Annotated in this window: 23 protein-coding genes; 7 read left to right on the forward strand and 16 right to left on the reverse strand. The window is 62.7% G+C overall.

Annotated elements, in window-relative coordinates; genetic code table 11:
* Window positions 1-317: 317 nt before the first annotated feature.
* The 4 genes from pssA to R3355_RS22215 all read right to left on the reverse strand — a co-directional run bounded on the left by pssA (window position 318) and on the right by R3355_RS22215 (window position 4,574).
* Window positions 318-1,133, reverse strand: a complete 816-nt coding sequence (gene pssA / locus R3355_RS22200; RefSeq protein ID WP_318963253.1) for a CDP-diacylglycerol--serine O-phosphatidyltransferase — start codon at window positions 1,131-1,133, stop codon at window positions 318-320.
* Between the two features lie 157 nt (window positions 1,134-1,290).
* Entirely contained in the window at window positions 1,291-2,307 is a 1,017-nt protein-coding gene (gene ilvC / locus R3355_RS22205) for a ketol-acid reductoisomerase (RefSeq protein ID WP_289639128.1), read from the reverse strand.
* A gap of 48 nt (window positions 2,308-2,355) precedes the next feature.
* Complete coding sequence (ilvN, locus tag R3355_RS22210) at window positions 2,356-2,847, reverse strand: acetolactate synthase small subunit (RefSeq protein WP_318948988.1); 492 nt, start codon at window positions 2,845-2,847, stop codon at window positions 2,356-2,358.
* Window positions 2,848-2,849: 2 nt separating this feature from the next.
* On the reverse strand, window positions 2,850-4,574 hold the full coding sequence (locus tag R3355_RS22215; protein WP_318963256.1) for an acetolactate synthase 3 large subunit: 1,725 nt from the start codon (window positions 4,572-4,574) through the stop codon (window positions 2,850-2,852).
* 521 nt (window positions 4,575-5,095) lie between these two features.
* On the opposite strand from R3355_RS22215, the gene R3355_RS22220 reads away from it, so the two are divergent.
* Window positions 5,096-5,530: a DUF4124 domain-containing protein gene (locus tag R3355_RS22220; RefSeq protein WP_318963257.1), complete on the forward strand. Its 435-nt coding sequence runs from the start codon at window positions 5,096-5,098 to the stop codon at window positions 5,528-5,530.
* Window positions 5,531-5,552: 22 nt separating this feature from the next.
* Here the strand turns inward: R3355_RS22220 and R3355_RS22225 are convergent, their stop codons facing one another.
* From R3355_RS22225 to mrcB, 3 genes are read right to left on the reverse strand one after another with little or no spacing between them, the layout of a single operon-like run.
* Window positions 5,553-5,882 carry a YqcC family protein gene (locus R3355_RS22225; protein ID WP_318963258.1) on the reverse strand — a complete coding sequence of 110 codons (330 nt, stop codon included), beginning with the start codon at window positions 5,880-5,882 and terminating at the stop codon, window positions 5,553-5,555.
* Window positions 5,882-6,607 carry a tetratricopeptide repeat protein gene (locus R3355_RS22230; protein WP_318963261.1) on the reverse strand — a complete coding sequence of 242 codons (726 nt, stop codon included), beginning with the start codon at window positions 6,605-6,607 and terminating at the stop codon, window positions 5,882-5,884. Before R3355_RS22230 ends, R3355_RS22225 begins: the two co-directional genes overlap by 1 nt.
* Window positions 6,608-6,623: 16 nt before the next feature.
* Window positions 6,624-8,942, reverse strand: a complete 2,319-nt coding sequence (gene mrcB, locus R3355_RS22235) for a penicillin-binding protein 1B (protein ID WP_318948993.1) — start codon at window positions 8,940-8,942, stop codon at window positions 6,624-6,626.
* A 117-nt stretch (window positions 8,943-9,059) separates the two neighbouring features.
* Here mrcB and R3355_RS22240 point away from each other — a divergent pair, with 117 nt between their 5' ends.
* The 5 genes from R3355_RS22240 to R3355_RS22260 all read left to right on the forward strand — a co-directional run bounded on the left by R3355_RS22240 (window position 9,060) and on the right by R3355_RS22260 (window position 13,009).
* Complete coding sequence (locus tag R3355_RS22240) at window positions 9,060-10,622, forward strand: bifunctional aminoglycoside phosphotransferase/ATP-binding protein (protein WP_318963263.1); 1,563 nt, start codon at window positions 9,060-9,062, stop codon at window positions 10,620-10,622.
* A 73-nt stretch (window positions 10,623-10,695) separates the two neighbouring features.
* Window positions 10,696-11,040 carry a pentapeptide repeat-containing protein gene (locus R3355_RS22245; RefSeq protein ID WP_318963264.1) on the forward strand — a complete coding sequence of 115 codons (345 nt, stop codon included), beginning with the start codon at window positions 10,696-10,698 and terminating at the stop codon, window positions 11,038-11,040.
* Window positions 11,041-11,042: 2 nt separating this feature from the next.
* Window positions 11,043-11,792 carry a class I SAM-dependent methyltransferase gene (locus R3355_RS22250; protein ID WP_318963265.1) on the forward strand — a complete coding sequence of 250 codons (750 nt, stop codon included), beginning with the start codon at window positions 11,043-11,045 and terminating at the stop codon, window positions 11,790-11,792.
* 40 nt (window positions 11,793-11,832) lie between these two features.
* Window positions 11,833-12,105: a TfoX/Sxy family protein gene (locus tag R3355_RS22255; protein ID WP_318948997.1), complete on the forward strand. Its 273-nt coding sequence runs from the start codon at window positions 11,833-11,835 to the stop codon at window positions 12,103-12,105.
* A gap of 106 nt (window positions 12,106-12,211) precedes the next feature.
* Complete coding sequence (locus R3355_RS22260; RefSeq protein ID WP_318948998.1) at window positions 12,212-13,009, forward strand: cyclic nucleotide-binding domain-containing protein; 798 nt, start codon at window positions 12,212-12,214, stop codon at window positions 13,007-13,009.
* A 376-nt stretch (window positions 13,010-13,385) separates the two neighbouring features.
* Here R3355_RS22260 and R3355_RS22265 read toward each other — a convergent pair whose 3' ends face one another.
* From R3355_RS22265 to R3355_RS22295, 7 genes are all read right to left on the reverse strand, one after another.
* The gene (locus tag R3355_RS22265; protein WP_318963266.1) at window positions 13,386-15,530 is read right to left on the reverse strand and encodes an exonuclease domain-containing protein; all 2,145 of its coding nucleotides are present in this window, start codon (window positions 15,528-15,530) and stop codon (window positions 13,386-13,388) included.
* A gap of 3 nt (window positions 15,531-15,533) precedes the next feature.
* The gene (locus R3355_RS22270; protein WP_318963267.1) at window positions 15,534-15,905 is read right to left on the reverse strand and encodes a response regulator; all 372 of its coding nucleotides are present in this window, start codon (window positions 15,903-15,905) and stop codon (window positions 15,534-15,536) included.
* Complete coding sequence (locus tag R3355_RS22275) at window positions 15,902-18,676, reverse strand: sensor histidine kinase (protein ID WP_318963268.1); 2,775 nt, start codon at window positions 18,674-18,676, stop codon at window positions 15,902-15,904. Before R3355_RS22275 ends, R3355_RS22270 begins: the two co-directional genes overlap by 4 nt.
* A 13-nt stretch (window positions 18,677-18,689) precedes the next feature.
* Entirely contained in the window at window positions 18,690-18,890 is a 201-nt protein-coding gene (locus R3355_RS22280) for a hypothetical protein (RefSeq protein ID WP_318949002.1), read from the reverse strand.
* 216 nt (window positions 18,891-19,106) lie between these two features.
* Complete coding sequence (locus R3355_RS22285) at window positions 19,107-19,988, reverse strand: ChaN family lipoprotein (protein ID WP_318963269.1); 882 nt, start codon at window positions 19,986-19,988, stop codon at window positions 19,107-19,109.
* 146 nt (window positions 19,989-20,134) lie between these two features.
* Window positions 20,135-20,902 (reverse strand): heme ABC transporter ATP-binding protein, encoded by a 768-nt coding sequence (locus R3355_RS22290; RefSeq protein ID WP_318963271.1) that lies wholly within the window; start codon window positions 20,900-20,902, stop codon window positions 20,135-20,137.
* A complete protein-coding gene (locus R3355_RS22295) occupies window positions 20,902-21,939 on the reverse strand; it encodes a FecCD family ABC transporter permease (protein ID WP_318963272.1) in 1,038 nt (345 codons plus the stop codon). Before R3355_RS22295 ends, R3355_RS22290 begins: the two co-directional genes overlap by 1 nt.
* A 181-nt stretch (window positions 21,940-22,120) precedes the next feature.
* Between R3355_RS22295 and R3355_RS22300 the strand changes: the two genes are divergently transcribed.
* On the forward strand, window positions 22,121-22,438 hold the full coding sequence (locus tag R3355_RS22300) for a Rieske (2Fe-2S) protein (RefSeq protein ID WP_318963273.1): 318 nt from the start codon (window positions 22,121-22,123) through the stop codon (window positions 22,436-22,438).
* Window positions 22,439-22,562: 124 nt separating this feature from the next.
* On the opposite strand, the gene sfsA is transcribed toward R3355_RS22300, so the two are convergent.
* Both sfsA and R3355_RS22310 read right to left on the reverse strand, forming a co-directional pair.
* A complete protein-coding gene (gene sfsA, locus R3355_RS22305) occupies window positions 22,563-23,270 on the reverse strand; it encodes a DNA/RNA nuclease SfsA (RefSeq protein ID WP_318963274.1) in 708 nt (235 codons plus the stop codon).
* Complete coding sequence (locus tag R3355_RS22310; protein WP_318963275.1) at window positions 23,260-24,441, reverse strand: pyridoxal phosphate-dependent aminotransferase; 1,182 nt, start codon at window positions 24,439-24,441, stop codon at window positions 23,260-23,262. Before R3355_RS22310 ends, sfsA begins: the two co-directional genes overlap by 11 nt.
* Window positions 24,442-24,575 lie beyond the last annotated feature (134 nt).

A 24,575-nucleotide genomic window follows, 5' to 3' on the forward strand; every position in this document is an offset into this window, starting at 1 on the left:
CCACTACCCTGTCAGCCCGGCGCATTCTACACAGCTTTCGCTGCACTGCAACTTCTCTTTTTAAGCTAACTTCTTGTTTTACAAGAGGTTTGCCGAGAAGCCTGCGCCAGAAGAGGTGCGGATTATAGGCCCAACAGAAACTACGTCAAGGCTTTATTCCGCCTTTATGAATATTAATGCCTCATCGCCTTGCAGAGGCCAGACCCACACACCGCAACAGCTGTATTACATGGCCAGAAGGCAGGCAGTAGATACAAGGCGCAGATACGACAAAGCCGCTGATGCAAATCATCAACGGCTTTGTGAGCACGAAATAGTTACTCGGCAGTTTTACGACGCCGCAATTGCAATAAGTATTGCACCGGACCAGAAGCTGCATACGCCAGGAAGATGATCAGCAGAATCCGTGGAGGATCACTAAACACCACAGCGAAGACCAACACCACCGCAAGGATCGCCACAAATGGCACTCGCCCTTTCAAATCCAGATCTTTGAAACTGTGGTATTTGATGTTGCTGACCATCAGCATGCCGGCGGTTGCCACCAATATGGCGACTACAAAGGCCATGTTCGACCCCTTGATGCCGAAATCACTGAAGGCCCACACAGTACCCGCAACCACGCCAGCCGCAGCCGGACTTGCCAAACCAATGAAATAACGCTTGTCGGCACTGCCTATCTGCGTATTGAAGCGAGCCAGGCGCAATGCCGCGCCCGCGACATAGATGAAGGCAACCATCCAGCCGACCTTGCCCATGCTGCCCAGCGCCCACTCGAAGGCCAGCAACGCTGGCGCTACGCCGAAGGCAACCATGTCGGACAGCGAGTCATACTCGGCGCCGAACGCACTCTGGGTATTGGTCAGTCGCGCCACTCGACCATCGAGGCTGTCCAGCACCATGGCCACGAACACGGCCGCTGCGGCCACATAGAAATTGCCGTTCATTGCATTGATGATGGAGTAGAACCCTGCGAACAGGTTGGCGGTAGTGAACAAGTTGGGTAGAAGATAGATTCCGCGATGCCGGACCTTGCGGCCCTCTGCATCGTGCCCCTCCTCGATATGCTCATCGATAGGCAGCAAGCTTTCGGCGCCTGGGGCCGACTGGGGCTCTTCTGGACGTTCGCTCATGAACAACACCTTGCAACTGATTTGGAGAATTTCGACAGACGTTACCAGTCAGGGTTCGCCGCCAGCTTTGACTCAATGATCAGGCTTTATACCAGAAGCCTTGCCTCATAATGAAAAAACGCGGCCATGGCCGCGTTTTTTCTCACACCACAAAAGCTTAGTTTTTGCTCTTGTCGACGATCTGGTTGGCAGTGATCCACGGCATCATGGAGCGCAGTTTCTCACCCACCACTTCGATACCATGGGCCGCATTGTTGCGACGATAGGCAGTCATCGACGGGTAGTTGGCAGCACCTTCCTGGATGAACATCTTGGCATATTCGCCGTCTTGAATGCGCTTCAGAGCGTTACGCATGGCTTGACGGGACTCGGCGTTGATCACTTCGGGACCGGTCACATACTCGCCGTACTCGGCGTTGTTGGAGATCGAGTAGTTCATGTTGGCGATACCGCCTTCGTACATGAGATCCACGATCAGCTTCAGTTCGTGCAGGCACTCGAAGTAGGCCATTTCCGGCGCGTAACCGGCCTCGACCAGAGTCTCGAAACCGGCCTTGACCAGTTCGACACAACCGCCACAGAGAACGGCCTGTTCGCCGAACAGGTCGGTTTCGGTCTCGTCCTTGAAGGTGGTTTCGATGATGCCGGTGCGGCCGCCGCCGACGCCCGAGGCGTAGGACAGGGCGACGTTCTTGGCATTGCCGGACGCATCCTGATAGATCGCGATCAAATCAGGGATACCGCCGCCCTTGACGAATTCGGAACGCACGGTGTGGCCCGGAGCCTTGGGCGCAATCATGATCACGTCGAGGTCGGCACGCGGCACAACCTGGTTGTAGTGGATCGCGAAGCCATGGGAGAAGGCCAGAGTGGCACCTTGCTTGATGTTCGGCTCGATTTCGTTCTTGTACAGCTGGGACTGGAACTCGTCCGGAGTGAGGATCATCACCAGGTCGGCAGCGGCTACAGCAGAAGCAACGTCGGTCACTTTCAGGCCATGGGCTTCGGCCTTGGCGACAGTGGCAGAACCCTTGCGCAGGCCAACGGTGACGTCAACGCCGGAGTCTTTCAGGTTGCACGCCTGGGCATGGCCCTGGGAACCGTAACCGATGATGGCGACTTTCTTGCCCTGGATGATCGAAAGGTCGCAGTCTTTGTCGTAATACACTTTCATGGAAAAATTCCCCTATTTACCTGGCCTCGAGGGCCGTTCGCCAAAGGTTTAGATGCTGAGTACTTTGTCGCCACGAGCAATCCCGGTGACGCCACTACGTACGGTTTCCAGGATCGCGGCCGGGCCTATTGCCTGGATAAAGCTGTCCAGTTTGTCACTCGTGCCGGCCAGCTGGATGGTGTAGACGCTGGTATTCACGTCGACGATCTGTCCGCGGAAGATATCGGTGGTGCGCTTGACCTCGGCGCGCTGGGCGCCGGTAGCCTTGACCTTGACCAGCATCAGCTCGCGTTCGATGTGCGCGCTCTCCGACAGGTCGACCAACTTGACCACTTCGATTAGTTTGTTGAGGTTTTTGGTGATCTGCTCGATCACCTCATCATGGCCGACGGTGGTCAACGTCAGACGCGACAGGGTCGGGTCTTCGGTCGGCGCCACTGTCAGGCTTTCGATGTTGTAGTTGCGCTGAGAGAACAGACCGACCACACGGGACAATGCGCCTGGCTCGTTTTCCAGCAGCAGGGAGATAATGTGTCGCATGATTAGGTCCGCTCCGTCTTGCTCAGCCACATATCGCGCATCGCACCGTCTTTGATCTGCATCGGATAGACGTGCTCACTGGTATCGACCTGAATATCGAGGAACACCAGGCGATCCTTCAGCGCGAACGCCTCCTCCATCTTCGGCTTCAAGTCTTTCAGCTCGGTGATGCGCATGCCGACATGACCATAGGCTTCTGCCAGCTTGACGAAGTCAGGCAGCGACTCCATGTAGGAATGCGAATGGCGACTGCCGTAGTTCATATCCTGCCACTGACGCACCATGCCCAGGGCGCCGTTGTTCAGGTTGACGATCTTCACCGGCAGGTCGTACTGCAGGCAGGTCGACAGCTCCTGAATATTCATCTGGATGCTGCCTTCACCAGTCACGCAGGCTACGTCGTCGTCAGGGAAGCTCAGTTTGACCCCCATGGCCGCCGGGAAACCGAAGCCCATGGTGCCCAGACCACCGGAATTGATCCAGCGATTGGGTTTGTTGAAGCGGTAGTACTGGGCAGCGAACATCTGGTGCTGACCCACGTCCGAGGTGACGAAGGCTTCGCCACGGGTGATTTCGGACAGGGTTTCGATCACCGTCTGCGGCTTGATGATGCTGCCGTCGCCCTTGTCGTAGGGGAACATGCCGCGACTGCCGCGCCACTCTTCGATTTGCTTCCACCAACTGGAAAGCGCCTCTTTGCTCGGGGTTTCACCGATTTCCTTGAGGATCGCCACCATCTCGGTCAGCACGCTCTCCACCGGGCCGACAATCGGGATATCCGCTTTGATGGTCTTGGAGATCGAAGCCGGGTCGATGTCGATGTGGATGATCTTGGCGTTCGGGCAGAACTTGCCTGCGCCGTTGATTACCCGATCATCGAAACGCGCACCGACGGCGAAGATCACATCGGCATGGTGCATCGCCAGGTTGGCGGTGTAGCTGCCGTGCATGCCGAGCATGCCGAGGAACTGGCGATCGCCGCCTGGATAGCCGCCCAAGCCCATCAGGGTATTGGTCACCGGCAGGTTGAGCATTTGCGCCAACTCGGTCAGCGGTGATGCTGCCCCGCCCATGATCACGCCGCCGCCCGCATAGACAATCGGCCGCTTGGCGCTCAGGAGCAATTCCGCCGCCTTGCGGATCTGACCGGAATGACCGCGCAGGGCCGGACTGTAGGAGCGCAGCTTGACCTTCTTCGGGTAGACGTATTCGAATTTTTCCGCCGGATTGGTCATGTCCTTCGGTATATCCACGACAACCGGACCGGGACGACCGGATTGCGCGAGATAGAAGGCCTTCTTCATGACCTCCGGGATTTCCGAGGCGTGCTTGATCATGAAGCTGTGCTTCACGATCGGCCGGGAAATACCGATCATATCGGTTTCCTGGAAGGCATCGGTACCGACCATGGTGCTCGGCACCTGGCCGGACAACACCACCATCGGGATGGAGTCCATGTAGGCGGTAGCGATGCCGGTAATGGCATTGGTCGCACCAGGCCCCGAGGTCACCAGCACCACACCGGCTTTACCGGTGGCACGGGCATAGCCATCGGCCATGTGTGTTGCCGCCTGTTCATGACGAACCAGGATGTGATTGACTTCCGGCTCCTTGAACAAGGCGTCATAGATATGCAGCAGGGCACCGCCCGGGTACCCGTAAATGTTCTTAACGCCTTCGTCACGCAAGAAGCGGACGACCATTTCAGCGCCGGATAAAAGCTCCACGTTGTTCACCTCTAAAACGCCAGAAAACCGCCCACAGCGGGACGGCCTAAGATAGGTTTACTGCCAAGCAGAGCATGAGCGACGGTGGTCGCCGACTACGTCAGCTACTACTGAGCAAGTATTGGGAATCCCCCAAAATGTTGCGGGGTCTTCCCACCCAGCGCGAGGTAACGCGTTGCGGGTGAAACAGGTCGGCGCGGGTACGCGCCTCATGTCTGCTGAGCTAAAGCCTGCTTGCGGCGGACTCCACTACAGCGAACGTTGAATTGTTCTGATTCGGCGAGGGCAAGTCAAGTAATCCGTAAGGGATTCTGCAATCAGGGATGTATTTTCGCTCATCTACAACCGCGGCTGTGCAAAAACGCCCGCTACTAGGCGCCCGCGGCTGACGTTGCGCTGGCACAGCAGAGGACAAATAGTTGCCGGGCGCCCCACGCGCTGTGACACAGCGCAGGATGACGATTCAACCGTTTTGGTTATAGTAGCCACCAGGTATCGCAGCTCTTAAAAAAGGAAACAGCATGCGCCGTATGATCCTCACCAGCAGCTTGCTGCTCGCCCTGAGTGCAAGTGCCATGGCCAGCCAGGTATACAAATGGGTCGATGCACAAGGGGGCACTCACTTTGGCGCGCAGCCGCCACAAGGCCAGCAGGCCACCACCATCAATACCGCGGCACCGCCACCGAAGACTGCCGAGCCGACAGCAGCACCGATTTTCGAGAGCATTGCCGACCCGGAGCAAACCGCTATCGATGAAAAAGTGAAACGGGAAATCACGACCCAGGAAGCAGAGCGCAAGAAGTACTGCGAAACCGTGCGTACCAATCTGGCTCAGTTGGAAAACAACCCGCGTGTGCGCGTGGAAGTCGACGGCGAAGTACGCCGCCTGAACGAGGAAGAGCGTCAGCAGCGCATCAGCGAAGCCAGGCAGGCGATTGGCGAGAACTGCAAGTAATCCGCCCCGAGCGAGCAGCCCCTCAGGCGGTACCACAAATCAGTCGATCGAACTCGCCCAGCAGCCTGATCAGCGCCTGGGCCGGCTCACTGCGCCCACCATAGACCTGTTCAGCCATTGGCTGAATGCCGCACGCCTCGGGCAGCGCGGCACCGCTCTCGAGCAGGTATTTCATGCGCGGCAGGAAAATCCATTGCAACCATTGCTCGAAGGACAGCGTATCGACGCAAAAAGGTTGCTGGCTGGCTAGCGCCTGATCGCTCGGCGCCTGCTCGTCCCACCAGCCGTGCAGGCGCAACTCGCGCTCGATCAGCAGCAGCTGTTGCGCAATCGCCGGCACGCGAGCATCCATCAGAGACTGACCTTTGCCTGTTCACGCGCCTTCGCCGCACCGACCGGATCGCCCTGACGCTCACGGGCCTGAGCAATCAGGTTCCATAAGCTGGCCTGCAACGCCGGACGACCACTGGCATAACTCAGGCCGCGACGAGCGAACTGCTCCGCCTGCGCCGCGTCGCCTTGGGCCAAGCGCACTTCCGCCAGACGATAGAGCACTTGAGGTTCGCGCGGGGCAATGCGCTGGGCACGCTCCAGGCTGGACGCAGCACCATTCAAGTCACCGCTACCCTGCTGTTGCTGGGCTGTGGTGAGCAATGCCAACACGGGACCATCCAGTTGCTCGTCGGCGGCCAAACCACCGGAACTCGGTATGCCGCTCGGCATCGAAGGTGATGGAGCGCTGGAACTGCCCCCACCCGCAGGCTCGCTGATGGCGGGGGCCGTGCTGAAAGGCTCGCTGCCCACAACACCACCGCCTATCGGCGAGCTTGGCGCCGGAAACGTCTGAATCGGTGCCGAACTACCACCGGCACCGGGCACCATCACCACCACACCAGAATCCTGCGGCTGGCTCTGTGGCGGCTGGGCAGTCGAACTGTCGTCACCACCCGCACCGGCTTGCTGCTGGCCATAGACCGACGAACTCGAATCGACAACGGGAATGGAGCCGCGCGGCACACTGGCACAACCGCCCAGCACTACCGAGGCGGTTAAAGCAGGAATCAACCACTTAATCACTTCATACCCTCTTCACTTAATCCAACCAACCACGTACCCAATCCATCACCGAATCGACCGGCGCCTGAATACCGCAGGCCTGGCCAGGGACAGGTTCACTGCCGCGAATATACGGCATCTGCACGGCATTCGGGCAGCTCGGGTCAGAGCCCTGGCCGCTAGCGGCATTCACCCATGCCTGAACGACGTTATCCGGTAGCGGCATATCCAGCGGCAGCGGATCGGCCTTGATCATGAAGTCCGTCCAGACCTGCAGTGCACCGCTTGCGCCGGTCAACGGCGTAGGGCCATTGTCATCGCGACCGAGCCAGACCACCGCCAGCAGATCCTGGCTGAAGCCGGCGAACCAGCTATCGCGGGAATCATTACTGGTGCCAGTCTTGCCGGCCAGCGCCAGCGAACTGGGTAGACGGCTGTAAACCGAACGCCCGGTACCCTCGCGCATGGTGCGTTGCATGGCATTTTGCAGCAGGTAGATCGCCCCGGCATCGAAACGCTGCTGGATCTGGTAGGGGTAGCGTTTGAGCGGCTCACCCTCGGCAGTCAGCACGCTGCGAATACCGCGCAAGGGAGTATTGAAGCCGCCGTTGGCCATGGTCTGATACATATCCGCCACCTCCATCGGAGTCAGCGCACCGGCCCCCAGCAACATCGACGGATAGGCCGGCCATTTTCGCGAAACGCCCAGACGCTCAAGAGTTTTGAGTACATTCGGCACACCCAGTTCCAGTCCAAGCTTGGCACTGGACAGGTTGTAGGAATTGGCCAGGCCCTGGTACAGGTAAACGGTGCCATGGGCCTTGCGATCATAGTTTTGCGGACTCCAGACCTGGCCATCCTGACCCTTGATCGAGAAGGGCTGATCCTCCAGCAAACTGGTCAGGGTGTACTGACTCGGACGCTCCAGGGCGGCCAGGTAGATCGCCGGTTTGATCAGGGAGCCGATCGGCCTGACGGCATCCAGGGCGCGGTTGAAGCCGGCATAACGTGGCTGGCGACTACCTATAAGCACCTGTACTTCACCGGTTTCCGGGTTGGTCACGACCATTCCGGCCTCAACCTGGTCCACCCCCTTGCGGCCGGACAGGCGCTTCAGCGAATCGGCAAGGGCCCCTTCCGCCTTGAGCTGGAGGATCGGGTCGAAACTGGTGAAGATGCGCAAGCCTTCTTCGGTCAAATCCTCTTCGCGGTAATCCTCACGCAACTGGCGCTTGACCAGATCGAGGAACGCCGGGAACGAGCTATCGGCCATGCTCCCGCGCTGGGTCACGCCGAGCGGCTTCTGCTTGGCGGCGACGGCTTGCTCGGGCGTGATCACGCCCTGCTCGACCAGCACATCGAGGACCAGATTACGCCGTGCCAGGGCGCGTTCGGGATTGCGCCGCGGGTTGTAATAGGTGGGGCCCTTGACCATGCCAACCAGCAAAGCCACCTGCTCGAGTTTCAACTCGGACAGAGGCTGACTGAAGAAGTACTGACTGGCCAGCCCGAAACCATGCACCGCGCGCCGGCCGTCCTGCCCCAGGAACACCTCGTTGAGGTAGGCCTCGAGAATATCCTGCTTGTCGTAATGCAGTTCGAGCAGCACCGCCATCATGGCCTCGGTGGCCTTGCGGATCAGGCTGCGCTCGTTGGTCAGGTAGAAATTCTTCACCAACTGCTGGGTCAGGGTGCTGCCCCCCTGGACAACCTGCCCGGCCGTGGCGTTGACCCAGACAGCGCGGGCGATCGACTTGGGCGACACACCGAAATGATTGAAGAACTCGCGATCCTCGATCGCCACCAGGGTTTCCACCAGATAGGGCGGCACCTGCTCCAACTTGATCAGCAAGCGGTCTTCCTGGTGCGCCGGGTACAAACCGCCAATCAGCATCGGCTCCAGACGGGCGACGGCCAGGCTGCTGCCATTGGCCTGGTTCAGGCCGGCGACGTAATCGCCGGAAAAGCGCACGCGCACACGCTGTGACGGCTCGCGGCTTTCATAGAACTGGAAGCCGCGCGTGTGCAGTTCGAGGTTGTTGCCCGCTACCGATACGGCGCCCGGGCCATCGGCCGCACTCTCCCGGCGATAACCGAGGGCATCCAGCTCCTGGAGAAAGTCACTCTTGGTCAGTTTCTGGCCGACGAACAGCTCCAAAGGCCTGGCATAGACCTTGGCGGGCACGGTCCAGCGCTTGCCGGAGAACTTCTCCTGCACCACTGCATCGAGGTAAACCGCAAAGGCGGCGAGCACCACAAAACCGACCAGGCCGAGCTTGATAGCCCAGCCCAACCAGGGGCGCATGCCACGCGAGCGGCGCTTTGAACGAGAACGAGGAGATCGGGTACGAGTCATGGCGCGGCATTATACGCACTTTGCCCCGTACAAGCAGGAGCAGCCCGGCGGTTTGCACAGCGCCGCTCAGCGGCCATAATGCCGCTCTCTTATTTGTTTGAAAGCCAAGGATCGCCCGTGAGCCAAGCCCTGATTGCCGCCCTGCAGAACCCGGCCCTATACCCCCATCCGGTAGAGGCTTTCCAGGTCATCGAGACGCATATCTCCTGGGTAGTGTTGACCGGTCCCTATGCCTACAAGATCAAGAAACCGGTGAATTTCGGCTTCCTCGACTTCAGCGAACTGGCCGCTCGCGAACACTTCTGCCAGGAAGAGTTGCGCCTCAACCAGCGCCTCACTCAAGGCCTGTACCTGGAAGTTTTGCCGATCAGCGGTAGCGCCGAAGCACCGCAACTGGGCGGCGATGGCCCGGTCATCGAGTACGCCCTGAAAATGCGCCAGTTTCCCCAGGATCAGCTGCTCGCCGAAGTACAGGCACGCGGCGAGTTGAGCGAAGCGCATATCGATGCCCTGGCCGACCAGATCGCCCAGTTCCATCTCGACGCGCCGCAGGTACCCCAGACCCATGAGTTGGGCTCGCCGCAAGCTGTCATGGCGCCAATCCGGCAGAATTTCGAGCAGATCCGGCCACTGCTCGCGGACAAGGCCGACCTGCAACAACTCGATGCCCTGCAAGCCTGGGCTGAAAGCAGTTTCGAACGACTCGAGCCGCTGCTGGCCCGGCGCAAGGAAGAAGGCTTCATCCGTGAATGCCATGGTGATATCCATCTGGGCAACGTCACCCTGTTCGACGGCGGGGTCGTGCTGTTCGACTGCATCGAATTCAACGAGCCATTCCGCCTGATCGACATCGCCTCGGACGCTGCCTTCCTCGCCATGGACCTGGAAGACCGCGGTCTCAAGCCCTTCTCCCGCCGTTTTGTCAGCGCCTGGCTGGAACGCACCGGCGACTATGCTGCGCTGGAATTGCTGAATTTCTACAAGGCCTACCGCGCCATGGTGCGCGGCAAAGTCAGCCTGTTCCGCCTCGGCCAGGAAACGGATGCGGTTCAGCGCGCCGTGATCCTGCGCCAGTACCGCCGCTATGCCACTCTGGCCGAGAGCTACAGTGCCATCCCGTCGCGCTTGCTGGCCATCACCCACGGGGTTTCCGCCGTTGGCAAGAGCCACGTCGCCATGCGCCTGGTCGAAGCCCTGGGGGCCATTCGCCTGCGTTCGGATGTCGAGCGCAAGCGCCTGTTCGGCGAACAGAACAGCGCCGACAAAGACCAATTGGGCGCCGGCATCTACAACCAGGATGCCAGTGCGGCAACCTACCAGCGCCTGCATCAACTGGCCGATGCCGCGCTGCATGCCGGTTTCCCGGTGGTGATCGATGCCACCTACCTCAAACAGGCGCAGCGCCAGGCCGCCGGCCAGGTTGCCGAAGACACTGGCGTTCCCTTCCTGATTCTCGACTGCCACGCCCCCGACGCCGTAATCGCCAGTTGGCTGGCGTTGCGCCAGGACAGGGCCCAAGACCCCTCCGACGCCACCATGGACGTGATCAAAGCCCAGCAAGCCAGCCGCGAAGCGCTCTCCCAGAACGAACTGGTCCTCAGCACGCGGGTCGACACCCATGAAAGTGCCAGCCTGGACAGCCTGATCGCGCGAATCCGTCAGCACCTGCCAGGCCTGTAAGCGCACAGCCGCGACGAGCAAAGCGCGCCGCGGCTTCTATACTGGCTGGGAACCCACAACGGACGTCCCGCACATGAGCCAGCCCGGTCAACTCGATAGCCCGCTCTATCACCTGCTGCACAATGAAGACATTGCCGGTTTCAATGCCAGCAAGCCCAAGGACGGTGCGGTAGACATGTGCAATGGCGACTTTCGCGGCCTCGACTTGCGCGCGATCGACGCCAGTCGCATCAACTTCAGCAATGCCTACTTCCGTGGCACTGACCTGCGCGGGCTCGATCTGCGCGAGGCACTCCTTGAAGGCGCCAGCCTGGCCCATGCGCAGATTTCCGGGGCCTACTTCCCCGCCGAACTGAGCGCCGACGAGATACTCATGTCGGTTAATTTCGGCACGCGCCTGCGCTACCGCACGCGATAATCATGAGCGAAATTGCCCAACTGTTCGGCGCCCGTGCCGGTGCCTATGCCAGTTTCCGCCCACAGTACCCGGCTGCCCTGTTCGACTGGCTGGCCGGCCAGTGTGCCGAACAGCAACGCGCCCTGGACATCGCCTGCGGCAATGGCCAGGCCAGCGCGCCCTTGCGCCAGCACTTCGCCCAGGTGCTGGCCTGCGATGCCAGCATCGAGCAACTGCGTGCCGCCGAAACGCCAGCCGGCATCACCCTGTTTGCCGCTAACGCCGAAGCACAACCCCTGAGCAGTACCAGCCTCGACCTGATTGTGGTCGCCCAGGCCCTGCACTGGTTCGCCACCCCGGCTTTCTTCGCCGAAGTCACCCGGCTGCTCAAGCCTGGCGGCATTTTCGGCGCCTGGTGTTACGGCTTGATGCGCATAAACAGCCCCGTGGATGAACTGATCGACAACTTCTATCGGGGCACCCTGGATGGTTATTGGCCGCCCGGACGTGCCAGTGTCGATGCCGGCTACCGTGATATCCAGGCGCCCTTCCCACGCCTCGATGCGCCGGTGTTCGCCATCCAGGCACACTGGAATTTTACCCAGCTGACCGGCTACCTGCGCACCTGGTCGGCCGTACAGCACTGGGAGCGCCAACAGGGCCGCGATCCGGTCAGCGAACTGGAGCCTGCGCTCCTCAGGGCCTGGGGCGATATCAAACAGCCACGTTTTGTTCGCTGGCCACTACACTTGCTGGTAGGCACCGCGCACTGAGTGTTTGTTCAACTGCTCGCAGACAGCGCAAGGAGGCTGGATGAATGACGAATTGCAACATTTGAAGAACCTTGGCAAAACCTCGGCCCAGTGGCTGCATGCCGTCGGCATCCACAGCGCCAACGACCTGCGCAGACTGGGCGCTGTGGATGCCTACCGCGCCGTACGGGCACGCGGCTTTCGCGCCTCCAAGGTATTACTCTACGCCATCGAGGGCGCTTTGCTCGATGTGCACTGGAGCGAGTTGCCGCCCGCCCACAAAGCCGAATTGAATGGTCAACTCGAAGCTTGTCCCGCGCACAACAAGAGCTAGCTCACAACCTATGCGCACAAGGATTTACCTGCGACCTGGCAGCGCTTATTGTCTCAGGGGTGTTCGTGCGCTTTAGCCAGACTAGCCAGTTCAAGGAATTACGCTCATGTATCTACTCGGGGAGCAACCGGCTTACGCCGACCAACTGATCAACCGACTGCAAAGCATCCCCACCCAGTTACTGGACGGTCTGACACCCTGTGGTGCAGCCCTGCAACTGGAGCGAGCCGAGGATCTGGCTCAAGAGCTGCCAGCGAACCAGCTGTTCATTATCGAGAATGGCTTGCTACATGCCCTGGTCGACGAACGCCCGCTGTTCTATCTGCAGGAAGGTGACCTGGTCGGCCTGCGCCAGGGCATCGATCTGCCCAGCTGCCGCTACAGCAGCGAAGAGCCGCTCAGCCTTATCCCCTATTCGCGCAGTGAAGTGTTCAAGCACATCTATGTCAGCGAGCCGCGCCAGGAGCTGTTCATCCAGTACCTGATCGGCCACACCGCCCTGCTCTCCGACGCACTGGCACGCCTCAAACAACCGGAGATCCGTCCCGCAACCGGCTTCCAGCACTTCGCCGCCGGTGAAGAACTGATCCACCAGGGCGATGCCGCCGATCATGTGTTCATCATCATCGAAGGCCACGCCACAGCTTATGTCGACGGGCACAAAGTCGGCGACGTGCAAAAGGACGAGATCTTCGGCGCCATGGCCGTGTTCACCCGCGAGAAGCGCAGCGCCACCGTACTGGCCAGCGAACCGTGCACGGTGATGGTGATTCCCAAGGAACAGTTCCTCAGCCTGATGCAAAGCAACCCACGCATTGCCCACAGCCTGATAGAAAGCATGGCGCGACGGATCGACCTGCTGAACAAGGAAGTGACCCAGCTGCGCCTGCCTGCCATCGCTTGACTGCAACTCACGGCCCGCACTCGCAAACCCGGCCATGTGCCGGGTTTGCTGTTTTTGGCCAGTCTCTGGCGACGCACTGGAATTATTCTGACTGAGCCGCTTGACTTGCAAATGATAATCGCTATTATTAGCAACAGCCGGTCGCGAGATCGGCGGGTAAGCTTAAGAGACCTTCAGTCGGCCTCTTCAGATTATCTCCTCATCAGGCTAATCACGGTTTTGACCCGGCTCTTGCCGGGTCTTTTTTTGCCCGGCAGAAAGTGCTCGCCCTTCCCGCGCCGGGGGCTTGTGGGTCGGCAAGTCACAGCGAAGACGGCAAGGCGGACAGCGCTTAGACCGCCATGTCGGGCTTCGCCAGCGTGGCCCGGCCCAACCGTTAATACTCGATCTTGGCGTAGAGCGTCTTGCGCGACGCCTCGCGCGCCTGCTTGAGGGTGTGGATGCCACGCTCGGCCAGCAAGGGGATCAGCTTGAGGAACACCTCACCCGTGACCATGGCATCGCCCAGCGCCGTATGCCGGCCAATCACATGCACGCCGAGACGCGCGGCGATCTGCTCCAGACGATGTTCGTCGGCGGCATGCCCCGGATGCACCAGGGCCGACAGCAGCAGGGTATCGAGTACCGGCTGGATGAAACGGATACCGGTCTGCGCCTCCTTGAGTTGCAGGAAGCGCATGTCGAAGGCGGCGTTGTGGGCCACCAGCACCGTGTCTTCGGTAAAGCGCTGGAACAACGGTAGCACCTCGCCGATGCTCGGCTGTCCCGCCAGCATCTGCGCCGAGAGCCCGTGTACCTGTTGTGATTCGCGCGGGATCGGTCGGTGCGGATCGATCAGTTGTTCGAAACATTCCTGCATCAGCAGACGGCCGTTGACGATGCGTACCGCGCCGATCGAGATGATTTCATCACCCTCGGAAGGCGACAGCCCGGTGGTTTCGGTGTCGAACACGGTATAGGCCAATTCGCGTAACGGCAGTTCGTCGAGTTCCGGGGTCTGCCCCGCCTGACTGAACAGGTCGAAGTCGTAATACACCGGTCGCCCCTGAACCCTGGCGGGTAGCGGCGCCTGTGCTTCCGGCTGGCTCACCGGCAACTGCAGATACAGGCGATTGTCACCGGCGAGCGCGTCGGCCTGGCACCAGAGTTCGCCGCCGTGCCGCTCCAGCACTTCCTTGAGGGTGGACGCAGCAGCATCCTCTTCGGCAACCGGGCTGTACGAGCGCTGCTCCCACTCATGCAACTGCTGTGGATCGAGCGCCGCCCCGCTCCAGCGCAGGGCCAGACGCACGAAACGGCCTTCGACGGCCAGCTCGAACGTCACCTCGCGAATGCCCAGCGTGGCAGCCATGGCGCCCATCAACTGCGTCAACGCCTGCACCAGGGAATAGCTGTCCAGACTCAACCAGAGCGACTCGTCACCGCCCTGGTAACGGGCGGCCACACCAAGGGTCGCGGCAAAATTACGCTGCAGGGCCAGCAGCAGATCGGTCGCCAGCATGTCCTCCAGCGGCCACTGCGGGTGGAGCAGATCGGCATGCTGACTCAGCGTCTGCTCAAGGTGCTGGGAAAGCCGCTGTGCCTCGTCGCTGATCACCTTGCCGAAACGCTGGCGGCGCTCGGCATCCATCTCCGGGTATTGCTCCATGGTTTCCGCGGCAGCGCGGATGTTACCCAGGCCCGCCCGGGTACCCTCGGTCAGTTGCTGCAACAGCGCATCGCGGCGACTGTTGAGCTCGACCGAGCGGGTAATGTCATCGAGGATCAGGACGAAACCGATCAGTTCGCCATGCTGATCCAATACCGGCGCCATCTGTGCCCGCAGCAGATGGGCGCCACGTGCCGAGACGAAATGCGCCACCGGACTGGGATTGTCCTCCTCCAGACGCTGCCTGACCCGCTCCAGGGCATGCACGATCAAACGCTGGTCGAGAATGCCGAAGATCGAGCGCCCCAAGCCGACCGGTGCACCGGCCGGGCCAGCGGCGTCCGGCTCGAGCAACAGGCTGGCGCTGCTGTTGTAGAGCAGGATGCGGCCTTCGCGATTGCACACCAGCACGCTTTGTTCGAGTTCCGACATCAGCGCGGCCAGACGGTTCTTCTCCTGCTCGAGACGCGCATTGGCCTCCTCGATACGCACCGCCACCTCGCGCTGCAGGGCGCAATGGGCCTCGGCAAAGGCATTCAGGGCAGCGCCCAGCCGACGCATGTCGCGGCTGCCGGTGAGAGCCACGCGGTGCGCGGGGTTGACCCGGTGGATGATGCCGACCTCTTCGCTCAGGCGGATCACCACCTCCGGGTAGGCCGCCAGCCACAGGCGCAGGAGCACGCCGAACGGGATCAGCAGCAGCCCGCAGAGCACCACCAACAGCGCGCCACGCCCGGCCATCAGTGAGAGCACGGCGGCGCGCTCCTGGCTGTTCAGGTCAGCCCACAACAGCCCCCCGGCAAGCGCCAGCAAACTGCCAAGCAGCAGGCTGAGGATGGACAGCCAGAAGGCGAAACGCAGACGTGGACTCATTGGCTATTCGACCGCCAGCTGCGCGCCGATCTGCGCCAGCAGCTCCTGGGTCGAGAACGGCTTGGTGATGTAGGCATTGGCGCCCAGTGCCAGGCCCTTACTGACCTCGACCTCGCGCCCCTTGGCCGTCAGCATGACGACGCGCATGTGCTGCCACTGCGGGTTCTCGCGGATCTTCTGACACACATCGAAACCGCTCAGGCGCGGCAGCATCACATCGAGCAGCACCAGGTCGGGCGGCTGGCGCTGGATGGCCTCCAGGGCCTCCTGACCGTCATGCGCCACCATCACCTGATAGCCGGCCTGTTCAAGCAAAAACTCCAGTGAGATGACGATATTCGGTTCGTCGTCGGCGATTAATACGGTTTTGCTCATACTCCATACTCCGTTTCGCGGTCTGCGTCTGACGCCGCCGCATTCGCCTGCCCCAGGGGCAGGGTAAAGGAAAAGGTCGCCCCCTGTCCGCGCGCACTCTGCACCCACAGCCGGCCGCCGAAGTGCTCGATGATCTGCCGGCTGATCGGCAGCCCCAGGCCGGTGCCTTGCGGCTTCTCGGTGAGGTTGTCGCCGGCCTGGCGAAACTTCTCGAAGATAGTCTGCTGATCGGCCGGGTCGATACCACAACCGTTGTCGCGCACGTCCACCCGCAGTGCCTCCGGCAGCACCTGCACGGCGATGTCGATGCGCCCCGCCTCGCGGTCGCAGAACTTCACCGCATTGGAGATTAGGTTGAGCAGCACCTGCAGCAGGCGATCGCGGTCGGCCAGCACCGGCGGTATCTGCGCCGGCAGCTCGAGGCGCAGTTCCACGCCCTGCTCCTGCAGCAACTGGCTGGTGGTGGCCTGGGCATCCTCGATCACCTCTTTCAGATCGAGCGTGGTGGTGTGCCATTCGGCACGCCCCGACTCGAGCTTGGCCAGATCCAGTACCTGGTTGATCATCCGCGTCAGGCGTTCGCTCTCCTTGACGATGATGGCGACGAAACGCGCGCGTTGCACCGGGTCCAGCTCGGGGTTGTCGTTGAGAATCTCGGAGAAGGCGCGGATCGAGGTCAGCGGCGTACGCAGTTCATGGGTCACGGTGGAGATGAAGTCGTCCTTCAACCGGTCGAGTTCCTGCAGCCGCGCATTGGCCGCGCGCAGTTCGCCGGTGGCGGCTTCGAGCTCGTGCGACTGCTGCTCCAGGCGGCGGCTGTAGGCGATCACCTGGGAGGCTTCATCGAGGATGCCGAGCACCTCGTCCATGCCCAGCGGCTCCTCCTGTACCACCGAGGCCAGCATCACCCGCGCCGAGGCGGCACCAATCGCGCCCGCCAGTTGCTGCTCGGCGAAGTGCACCAGATCGGCATCCGGCACCAGCTCGCTACTCGACGCCAGGCCCCGCTGCGCGGCGTAGCCAGCGAAGGCCTCGCGGGCCCGTGCCGGACCGAGGAAGCGCCCGACCAGGGCAATCACCTCGGTCACCGAGGCGCTGCCGCGCCACAGGCTGGAGCCACGCCCGGCGACCTTGAAGGCATCGACGAACAGCAGCGCCTGGGCATGCTCGCGGCTGCTCTGCCGACCGAACAGCGACACGCCGACATAGGCGCCGAGGTTGGCCAGCAGGCTCCAGAACAGCGAATGGCCGATCTCGTCCAGCCCGGCCAGACCGAACAGCGCCAGCGGCTTGAGCCAGGCGATGGCCAGCGGCCCCTGCTCGATGAAGCTCAGCGGCAACCAACCGGACTTGGCGAACGCCGGCAGCAACAGGGTATAGAGCCACAGCAGAAAGCCCAGCGACAGACCACTCAGGGCGCCGGCGCGGGTGCCCTGCTTCCAGTACATGCCGCCGAGCATCGCCGGGGCGAACTGCGCCACCGCCGCGAACGACACCAGGCCGATCGAGACCAGCGCATAGGCCTCGCCCGCCGCGCGGTAATAGACATAGCCGAGCAGCATCAACAGCAGGATGGCGCCGCGGCGAATGCCCAGCAGCAAGCCCGAGAGATCCGTGCGCTGCGCCAGGCCGAGGGCCTTCCAGCGCAGCAGCAGCGGCATCGCCAGGTCGTTGCAGATCATGGTCGAGAGCGCGATGGTCTCGACGATGACCATACCGGTGGCGGCCGACAGCCCGCCGACGAACACCAGCAGCGCCAACCACTCCTGGCGCAGGGCCATGGGCAGGGTGAGGACGAAGGTATCGGCATCCACAGTACCGGCGGGGAAATGCATCAAACCGGCGAAGGTGATCGGCAGGACGAAGATATTGATCGCCAGCAGGTACAGCGGAAACAGCCAGATGGCCTTGGCCACATGGTTCTCGTTGACGTTCTCCACCACGCTGATCTGGAACTGGCGCGGCAGAAACAGGATCGACAGCATCGACAGAAAGATCAGCGACACCCAGGAGCCATAAGTCCCGGCCGGGCCGCCGAGGGTCAGCAGCTGGTCGACATCGGGCAAGCGTGCGGCCTGCTCGAACACGTCGGCGAAGCCATGGTAGAGGCCGAAGGTGACATACAGACCGACCGCCAGAAAGGCCAGCAGCTTGACCAGCGACTCGAAGGCGATAGCCGCCACCATGCCTTCGTGGCGCTCGGTCGCGTCGAGGTGGCGGGTGCCGAACAGGATGGTGAAGATCGCCAGCAGCAGCGCCACATAGAGCGCGGTGTCCTGCAGGGGGCCGAGCGCCTCGCCCTGGTTCGGCATGCGAATCGTCGGGTACTGCCAGAGGATCAGGAAGCTGCTGGACACCGCCTTGAGCTGCAGGGCGATATAGGGGATCACGCCGACCACCGCGATCAGCGTGACCAGGCCGCCAAGCAGCGCGCTCTTGCCATAGCGCGCGGCGATGAAGTCGGCGATCGAGGTGATGCGATTGGCCTTGCTGATGCGGATCATCTTGCGCAGCACCAGCCAGAACAGCGCCGCCATCAGGGTCGGGCCGAGGTAGATCGGCAGAAAACCGACGCCACTGACCGCCGCCCGACCAACGCTGCCATAGAAGGTCCAGGAGGTGGCGTACACCGCCAGCGACAGCGCATAGATATACGGATTGGCGATGATCGAGCGGCCGGCATCGGCGCGTTTGTCACCCCAGTAGGCGATGGCGAAGAGGATGCCCAGGTAGGCGCAGGAGGTCAGCAGGATCAAGCCAGCGAGCGGCATGGTCAGCGCCTCCTCATCGGTTCGAGCACTCGACGACCAGGATCATCGCAACGATCAGCAGTGCCCAGGCGCCGAACAGATAGGCAAACAGCAGCGGAATACCGAACACCTCGCCGCCGCTATCGAAAAGCGCCAGCAAGGGATAGCTGAACAGCAGACAGCCCAGCATGAACACTGCCACCAGCCGCTGTGCCCTAAGTGTGCGATTGGCCATAGCCCGAACCTCCTGGGGCTAAGTGTGGCCGATTATTCGCCCGGCGCACTGCGCGACCATGGTAGGGGGCGCCTGTTGGCGCAGACCTTGACACAGAAGCGTGACGCCGCGGATGAGCCGGCGTTTCAGGAGCCTGCCAGGCCATGGACAAGGCTAGTCCCCGTTCACTATTGCAGCGTGCGCACAATAGCGGCATGCCCGTGGAGAAATCAGCTGCTAGCCGGCGAAATCGGCGCAGTAGTCGCGCTCCGGCAACGCTGGGGTGTACCAGACGTAATCGGCGGCAGCGGCGCTGACCGGCTGGCCCACGTCGGCCAGAATCAGCACCAGACTGGCGGTTTTATCACCCAGGTCAGCCAGATGCAGCGGCACGCCCAGATCGCGCCGCACGTGAAAGGTGCCAGCGAACAGCAGGCTTGGCTGTGGCGCGGCCTGCAGTGCCGTGGCCATGCGCCGGTCGCGCTGCTGCTGCACGGAAAGCATGGCCGGCAACTTGCTCTTCGGCAGTTTGCCGCAATGGGAGATGCCGATCTGCGCCAGCAAGGGTTCCTGCACCATCGCCGCCGTGGACAGTGCACCGCTCAACGCCGGGCGCTTGCGATAGACCTGCAGCACTTGTGCGTGATCCAGATTGGCGGCCAGCAGCGGGTACGGCTGGGCAAGTGCATGCTGCACAATCGGCCCGTACAACTTCCAGGGCCAGCCCGCTTGCCAGGCCAGTGCCGCCGGCAGGTCGGCGACCGGCTGCCCCTCGGCCACCCGTGCGCGCACCGCATCGACCTGGCCCTGTTGCTCTGGCGTGAGCATTTCCAGCAGCAGGCTGCCCTGCGCGCGTTGCGCCTCCAGCGCCTGCAGCAACCAAAGCTGCAGAGCGTGATGGTCGGGATTGTCATGCGCCTCGCCGACCAGCACCCGTGGCGCAGGCGCCAGCTGTTCGATCAGTTGCTGCGGACTCAGGCGCTGACCCGTGTGCAGATCGACGATCTGCCCCAGGTCGGCATGCTCGCGCCCTTCGGGGCTTTGCCAGGCGGGCAGCGGCGGCAGGCTGGCCTGGCAGCCGGACAGAACAATGGCAACGAATACCAGCAGCGTGCGCATATGAGGATCCTTGGTGTTTTAGGGCTATGCAAAGAGTAGCAGCGAAGACCGGCTAGTCGCGCCGAGTGGGTAGCAGGCGGCAACGCGGTACTGGCGCGGTGCCAGGCAACTGGCCACGCAACAGGGTATCCGCCGACGATACCGAACTAGCGCGCCACGATCAGTGGATGCCCCCGTTCCGGATGGCGCTGCACCAGCACCTCCAGACCGAATACCGCCTGCAGCGGCTCGGCGCGCAACACCTGCTCCGGGCTGCCAAGGGCATGCGAGCGACCGCCATCGAGCAACAGCAAACGGTCGCAGTAACGCGCCGCCAGGTTCAAATCATGCAGGATTACCAGCACCGCCGCGCCCCGTCCGGCAAAGGCCTGGGTGGCTTGCAGGGTGGTGTGCTGGTGCAACGGATCGAGCATCGAGGTCGGCTCGTCGAGCAACAGGATCTGCCCCTCGCCACCCGGCCAGAGTTGCGCCAACACCCGCGCCAGGTGCACACGCTGACGCTCGCCGCCGGACAGGGCCAGGTAGCTGCGCCCGGCCAGATGGGCGGCATCCGCCGCCTGCAGTGCCTCGCCGACGATCTGCCCATCACGCAGCTGACCGCTGGCATGAGGTAGCCGGCCCATGGCGACGACTTCCTCGACGCGGAAGGCAAAATTCAGCGTCGAGGTTTGCGGCAACACCGCCAGGCGCCGGGCGCGCTCGGCGCCCGGCCAATCGCCGAGGCGGCGCTGATCGAGCAACACCTGCCCATGGGACGGCTGCAGTTCGCCGCAGAGCGCACCGAGCAGGGTGCTCTTGCCGGCGCCATTGGGGCCGAGCACGCCGAGTACTTCGCCCGGGCGCAGTTCCAGGTCGATAGCGTTCAATACGGTACGGGAACCGCGCTGCACCGCCAGATTTTCCGCTCGCAGCATCAAGCACGCCCCCGCAGCAACAGATAGAGAAAGAACGGCGCGCCAATCAACGCGGTGACGATGCCGATCGGCAGTTCCGCCGGCGCCAGCAGCAGCCGCGCGGCCAGGTCGGCCAGCAGCAACAGGCTGGCGCCGGCCAGTGCCGAAGCCGGCAGCAGCACGCGGTGATCCGGCCCCACCAGCAGACGCATCAGATGCGGCACCACCAGGCCGATAAAGCCGATCATCCCCGCCGCCGCCACCGCGGCGCCGACCCCCAGGGCGGTGCACAGCACCAGCTCGCGCTTGACCCGTTCGACCGCAAAACCCAGATGACGCGCTTCCGACTCGCCGAGCAACAGGGCATTCAGCGCCCTGGCCCGCCGCGGCAGCCACAGCGCTACCGCCAGGGTCACCAGCAGCAACGGCCACAGCCGCGCATAGCTGGCGCCATTGAGGCTGCCAAGGTTCCAGAAGGTCAGGGTACGCAGGGTGGCGTCATCGGCGAGGTAGGTGAACAGGCCAATCGCCGCACCGGCCAGGGCCGTCAGGGCGATGCCGGCCAGGAGCATGGTCGCCACACTGGTCTCACCGTCGCGGCGACCGAGGCGATAGACCAGGGCGGTCACCCCGAGGCCACCAATAAAGGCGCACAGCGACAACAGATAAGGCGCGAAGACCTCCGGCAGGCCGCCCAGCGCCGCGCCGCCGACAATCGCGACCGCCGCACCCAAGGCCGCACCGCTGGAGACACCGACCAGGCCGGGGTCGGCCAGGGGGTTGCGGAACAGGCCCTGCATCGCCACCCCGCACAGCGCCAGCACCGCGCCGACGGTCAGGCCCAGCAGGGTGCGTGGCAGGCGGATCTGCCCGAGGATCAGTTCGGCCTGCTCCAGCTCGACGCCGCCCACCGGCATGCCGAACAGGCGTAGCGCGGCCTGCAGGGTATCGGCCAGCGGCAGGCTGACCGGCCCCAGCGCCAGGGATAACCAGAGCGCGAGCGCCAGCAACAGGCCCAGCGCGATAAACAGTGAGCGCGGCTGAATGACAGGATTCATGGCGTGGGCTGGGCTTCTGCGGTCAAAGAGTGGCTGGCAGGATAAAAGGCTGCGCGGCAGGCCGCCAGTCAATCCCGCGATAGCGCAAGCTCCAACCGCCGACTTTTCTGCTCCGGCAGGCGCGCTGCGCTTGGCAAGCCGGCGCAGTCCGGGATAATGGCGGCCTATCTTGGAGATGCCGATGATGCGTTTATGCGCCCCGCATGAGCTGGCCGAAGGCCAGAGCCGGGGCTTCGTGATTGACGGCGACAAGCTGTTCGCCGTGCGCAAGGACGGCCAGGTGTTCGCCTACCGCAACCGCTGCCCGCACAAGGGCATCAACCTGGAATGGCTGCCGGACCAGTTTCTCGACCACAGCGCCAGCCTGATCCAGTGCGCCACCCACGGCGCACTGTTTCTCATCGACTCGGGCGAGTGCGTGGCCGGGCCTTGTTCAGGACAATCGCTCGACTCCTTGGCCTGCACGGAAAACCACGAAGGGATCTGGGTCGAGTTGTAGCCAGGAGGCAATCCGGAACGGCATCGATACCGCGTAGGGTGTGCAGGGCCGCCTAGGCTGCGCGCACCAATAAAAGCCCACGCCATGGTCTCGGACGCCGGAACACACGGCGCACCCTCCGAATCTATAACTGCACCGCGAGCCGGCGCGTCAGGCGCACCTCCTGCGGCGTTATATCCGCGCCATAGGCCAGCACCTCGACGCCGGCGCTCACTGCCTCGCGCAGGGCCGCGGCATAGGCCGGATCGATCTCCGCAGCCGGGCGCACCGCATCGATCTCCGTCAGGTTGACGCAATACAACTGCACCGCCCGCACGCCACCACGCGCCAGCGTCGCCAGTTCGCGCAAGTGCTTGGCACCACGCTCGGTGCGCGCATCGGGAAAAGCCGCGACCCGGCTGTCGGCATAACCCAGGGTCACGCTCTTGACCTCGACGAAGGCGGCGCCACTCGGGTAATCCAGACGAAAATCGATGCGGCTGCGCTCCTGGCCATAGGGCACTTCACGCTTCAAGGCGCTGAAGCCGGCCAATTCAGTGATCAGTCCACCATGCAGCGCCTCTTCGACCAGGCCGTTGGCGCGTGCGGTATTGATCACCGCCAGGCGACCCTGCGGGGTTTCGCCGATTTCCCAAGTGCCCGGCAGCTTGCGTTTGGGATCATTGGAGCGACTGAACCAGACCCGCGCGTCTTCGCTCATGCAGTTGAGCATCGAGCCGGTGTTGGGGCAATGAATGGTCAGCAGCTCGCCGCTGGCGGTTTCGATATCGGCCAGGAAGCGTTTGTAGCGGCGCAGCAGCCGGCCCTGCTCCAGCGCGGGCTCAAAGCGCATCGGGACGCCAGCTTTTCAAGCCACGGGCAATCCGTTCGACCGCCTGCTGCAGACGCGGCAGATCCTGGGTGTAGGCGAAACGCACATGCTGGCTGGCCAGGTGACGACCGAAATCCAGGCCCGGGGTGATGGCTACGTGCTCGGTCTCCAGGAAATGCTGGCAGAAGGCGAAGGCATCGCCGCCAAAGGCGCTGATGTCGGCATATAGATAGAAGGCGCCCTCGGGCTCGACGGCAATCTTGAAGCCCAGCTCGCGCAACGCCGGCAGCAGGAAGTCGCGACGGCGGGCGAACTCGTGCCGGCGCTGCTCGAGAATCTCCAGAGTCGGCGCCTCGAAACAGGCCAGCGCGGCATGCTGGGCCATGCTCGGCGCGCTGATATAGAGGTTCTGCGCCAGCTTCTCCAGATCCGCCACCGCCGCCTGCGGTGCCACCAACCAGCCGAGCCGCCAGCCGGTCATGCCGAAATACTTGGAGAAGCTGTTGAGCACGAAGGCATCGTCGTCCACTTCCAGCACGCTGCTGGCGTCCACCCCATAGGTCAGGCCGTGATAGATCTCGTCGACCACCAGATGGCCACCGCGCTCTTTCAGCGCCCGGGACAGCCCACCCAGCTCCTCGCGGGACAACAGCGTGCCGGTCGGGTTGGCCGGCGAGGCAACCAGCGCGCCGACGCTGTCCTTGTCCCAGTGCCGCGCGACCAGATCCGCGGTCAGTTGATAGCGCACCTCCGGCCCCACCGGCACCAGTTGCGCGGCGCCTTCGACCAGGCGCAGGAAATGCCGGTTGCACGGGTAGCCCGGATCGGCCAGCAGCCAGTGCTTGCCGGGGTCGACCAACAGACTGGTGGCCAATAACAGCGCGCCGGAGCCTCCCGGGGTAATCAAAATCCGCTCAGGGTCTATGCTCAGTCGATAGCGCTGTGCGTAGAACCCGGCAATCGCTTCACGCAGCGCCGGTATTCCCCGCGCCGCGGTATAGCGGGTATGCCCGGCGGCCAAGGCGGCCTGGCCGGCAGCGACGATGGGCGCGGCAGTGGTGAAGTCCGGCTCGCCGATCTCCAGATGAATGACATCGTGGCCAGCGGCCTGCAACTGGTTGGCGCGGGCGAGCAAGGCCATGACGTGAAAGGGTTCGATGGCGCGGCTGCGCGCACTGTAGGACGGGGCCATGGACCTGCCTTGAATAGAGGTTGAGGCGCGGATTCTACCCAAGGGTTGGGCGAAACGGCAGCAACCATGACAACCGGGAGTAGCGCGGCTTGAGTTGTTCTGGTAAGTTCGCCCGCTTGCAGCCGCAGGGCCGG

This window comes from Pseudomonas sp. (assembly GCF_033723075.1).
Lineage (GTDB): Bacteria > Pseudomonadota > Gammaproteobacteria > Pseudomonadales > Pseudomonadaceae > Aquipseudomonas.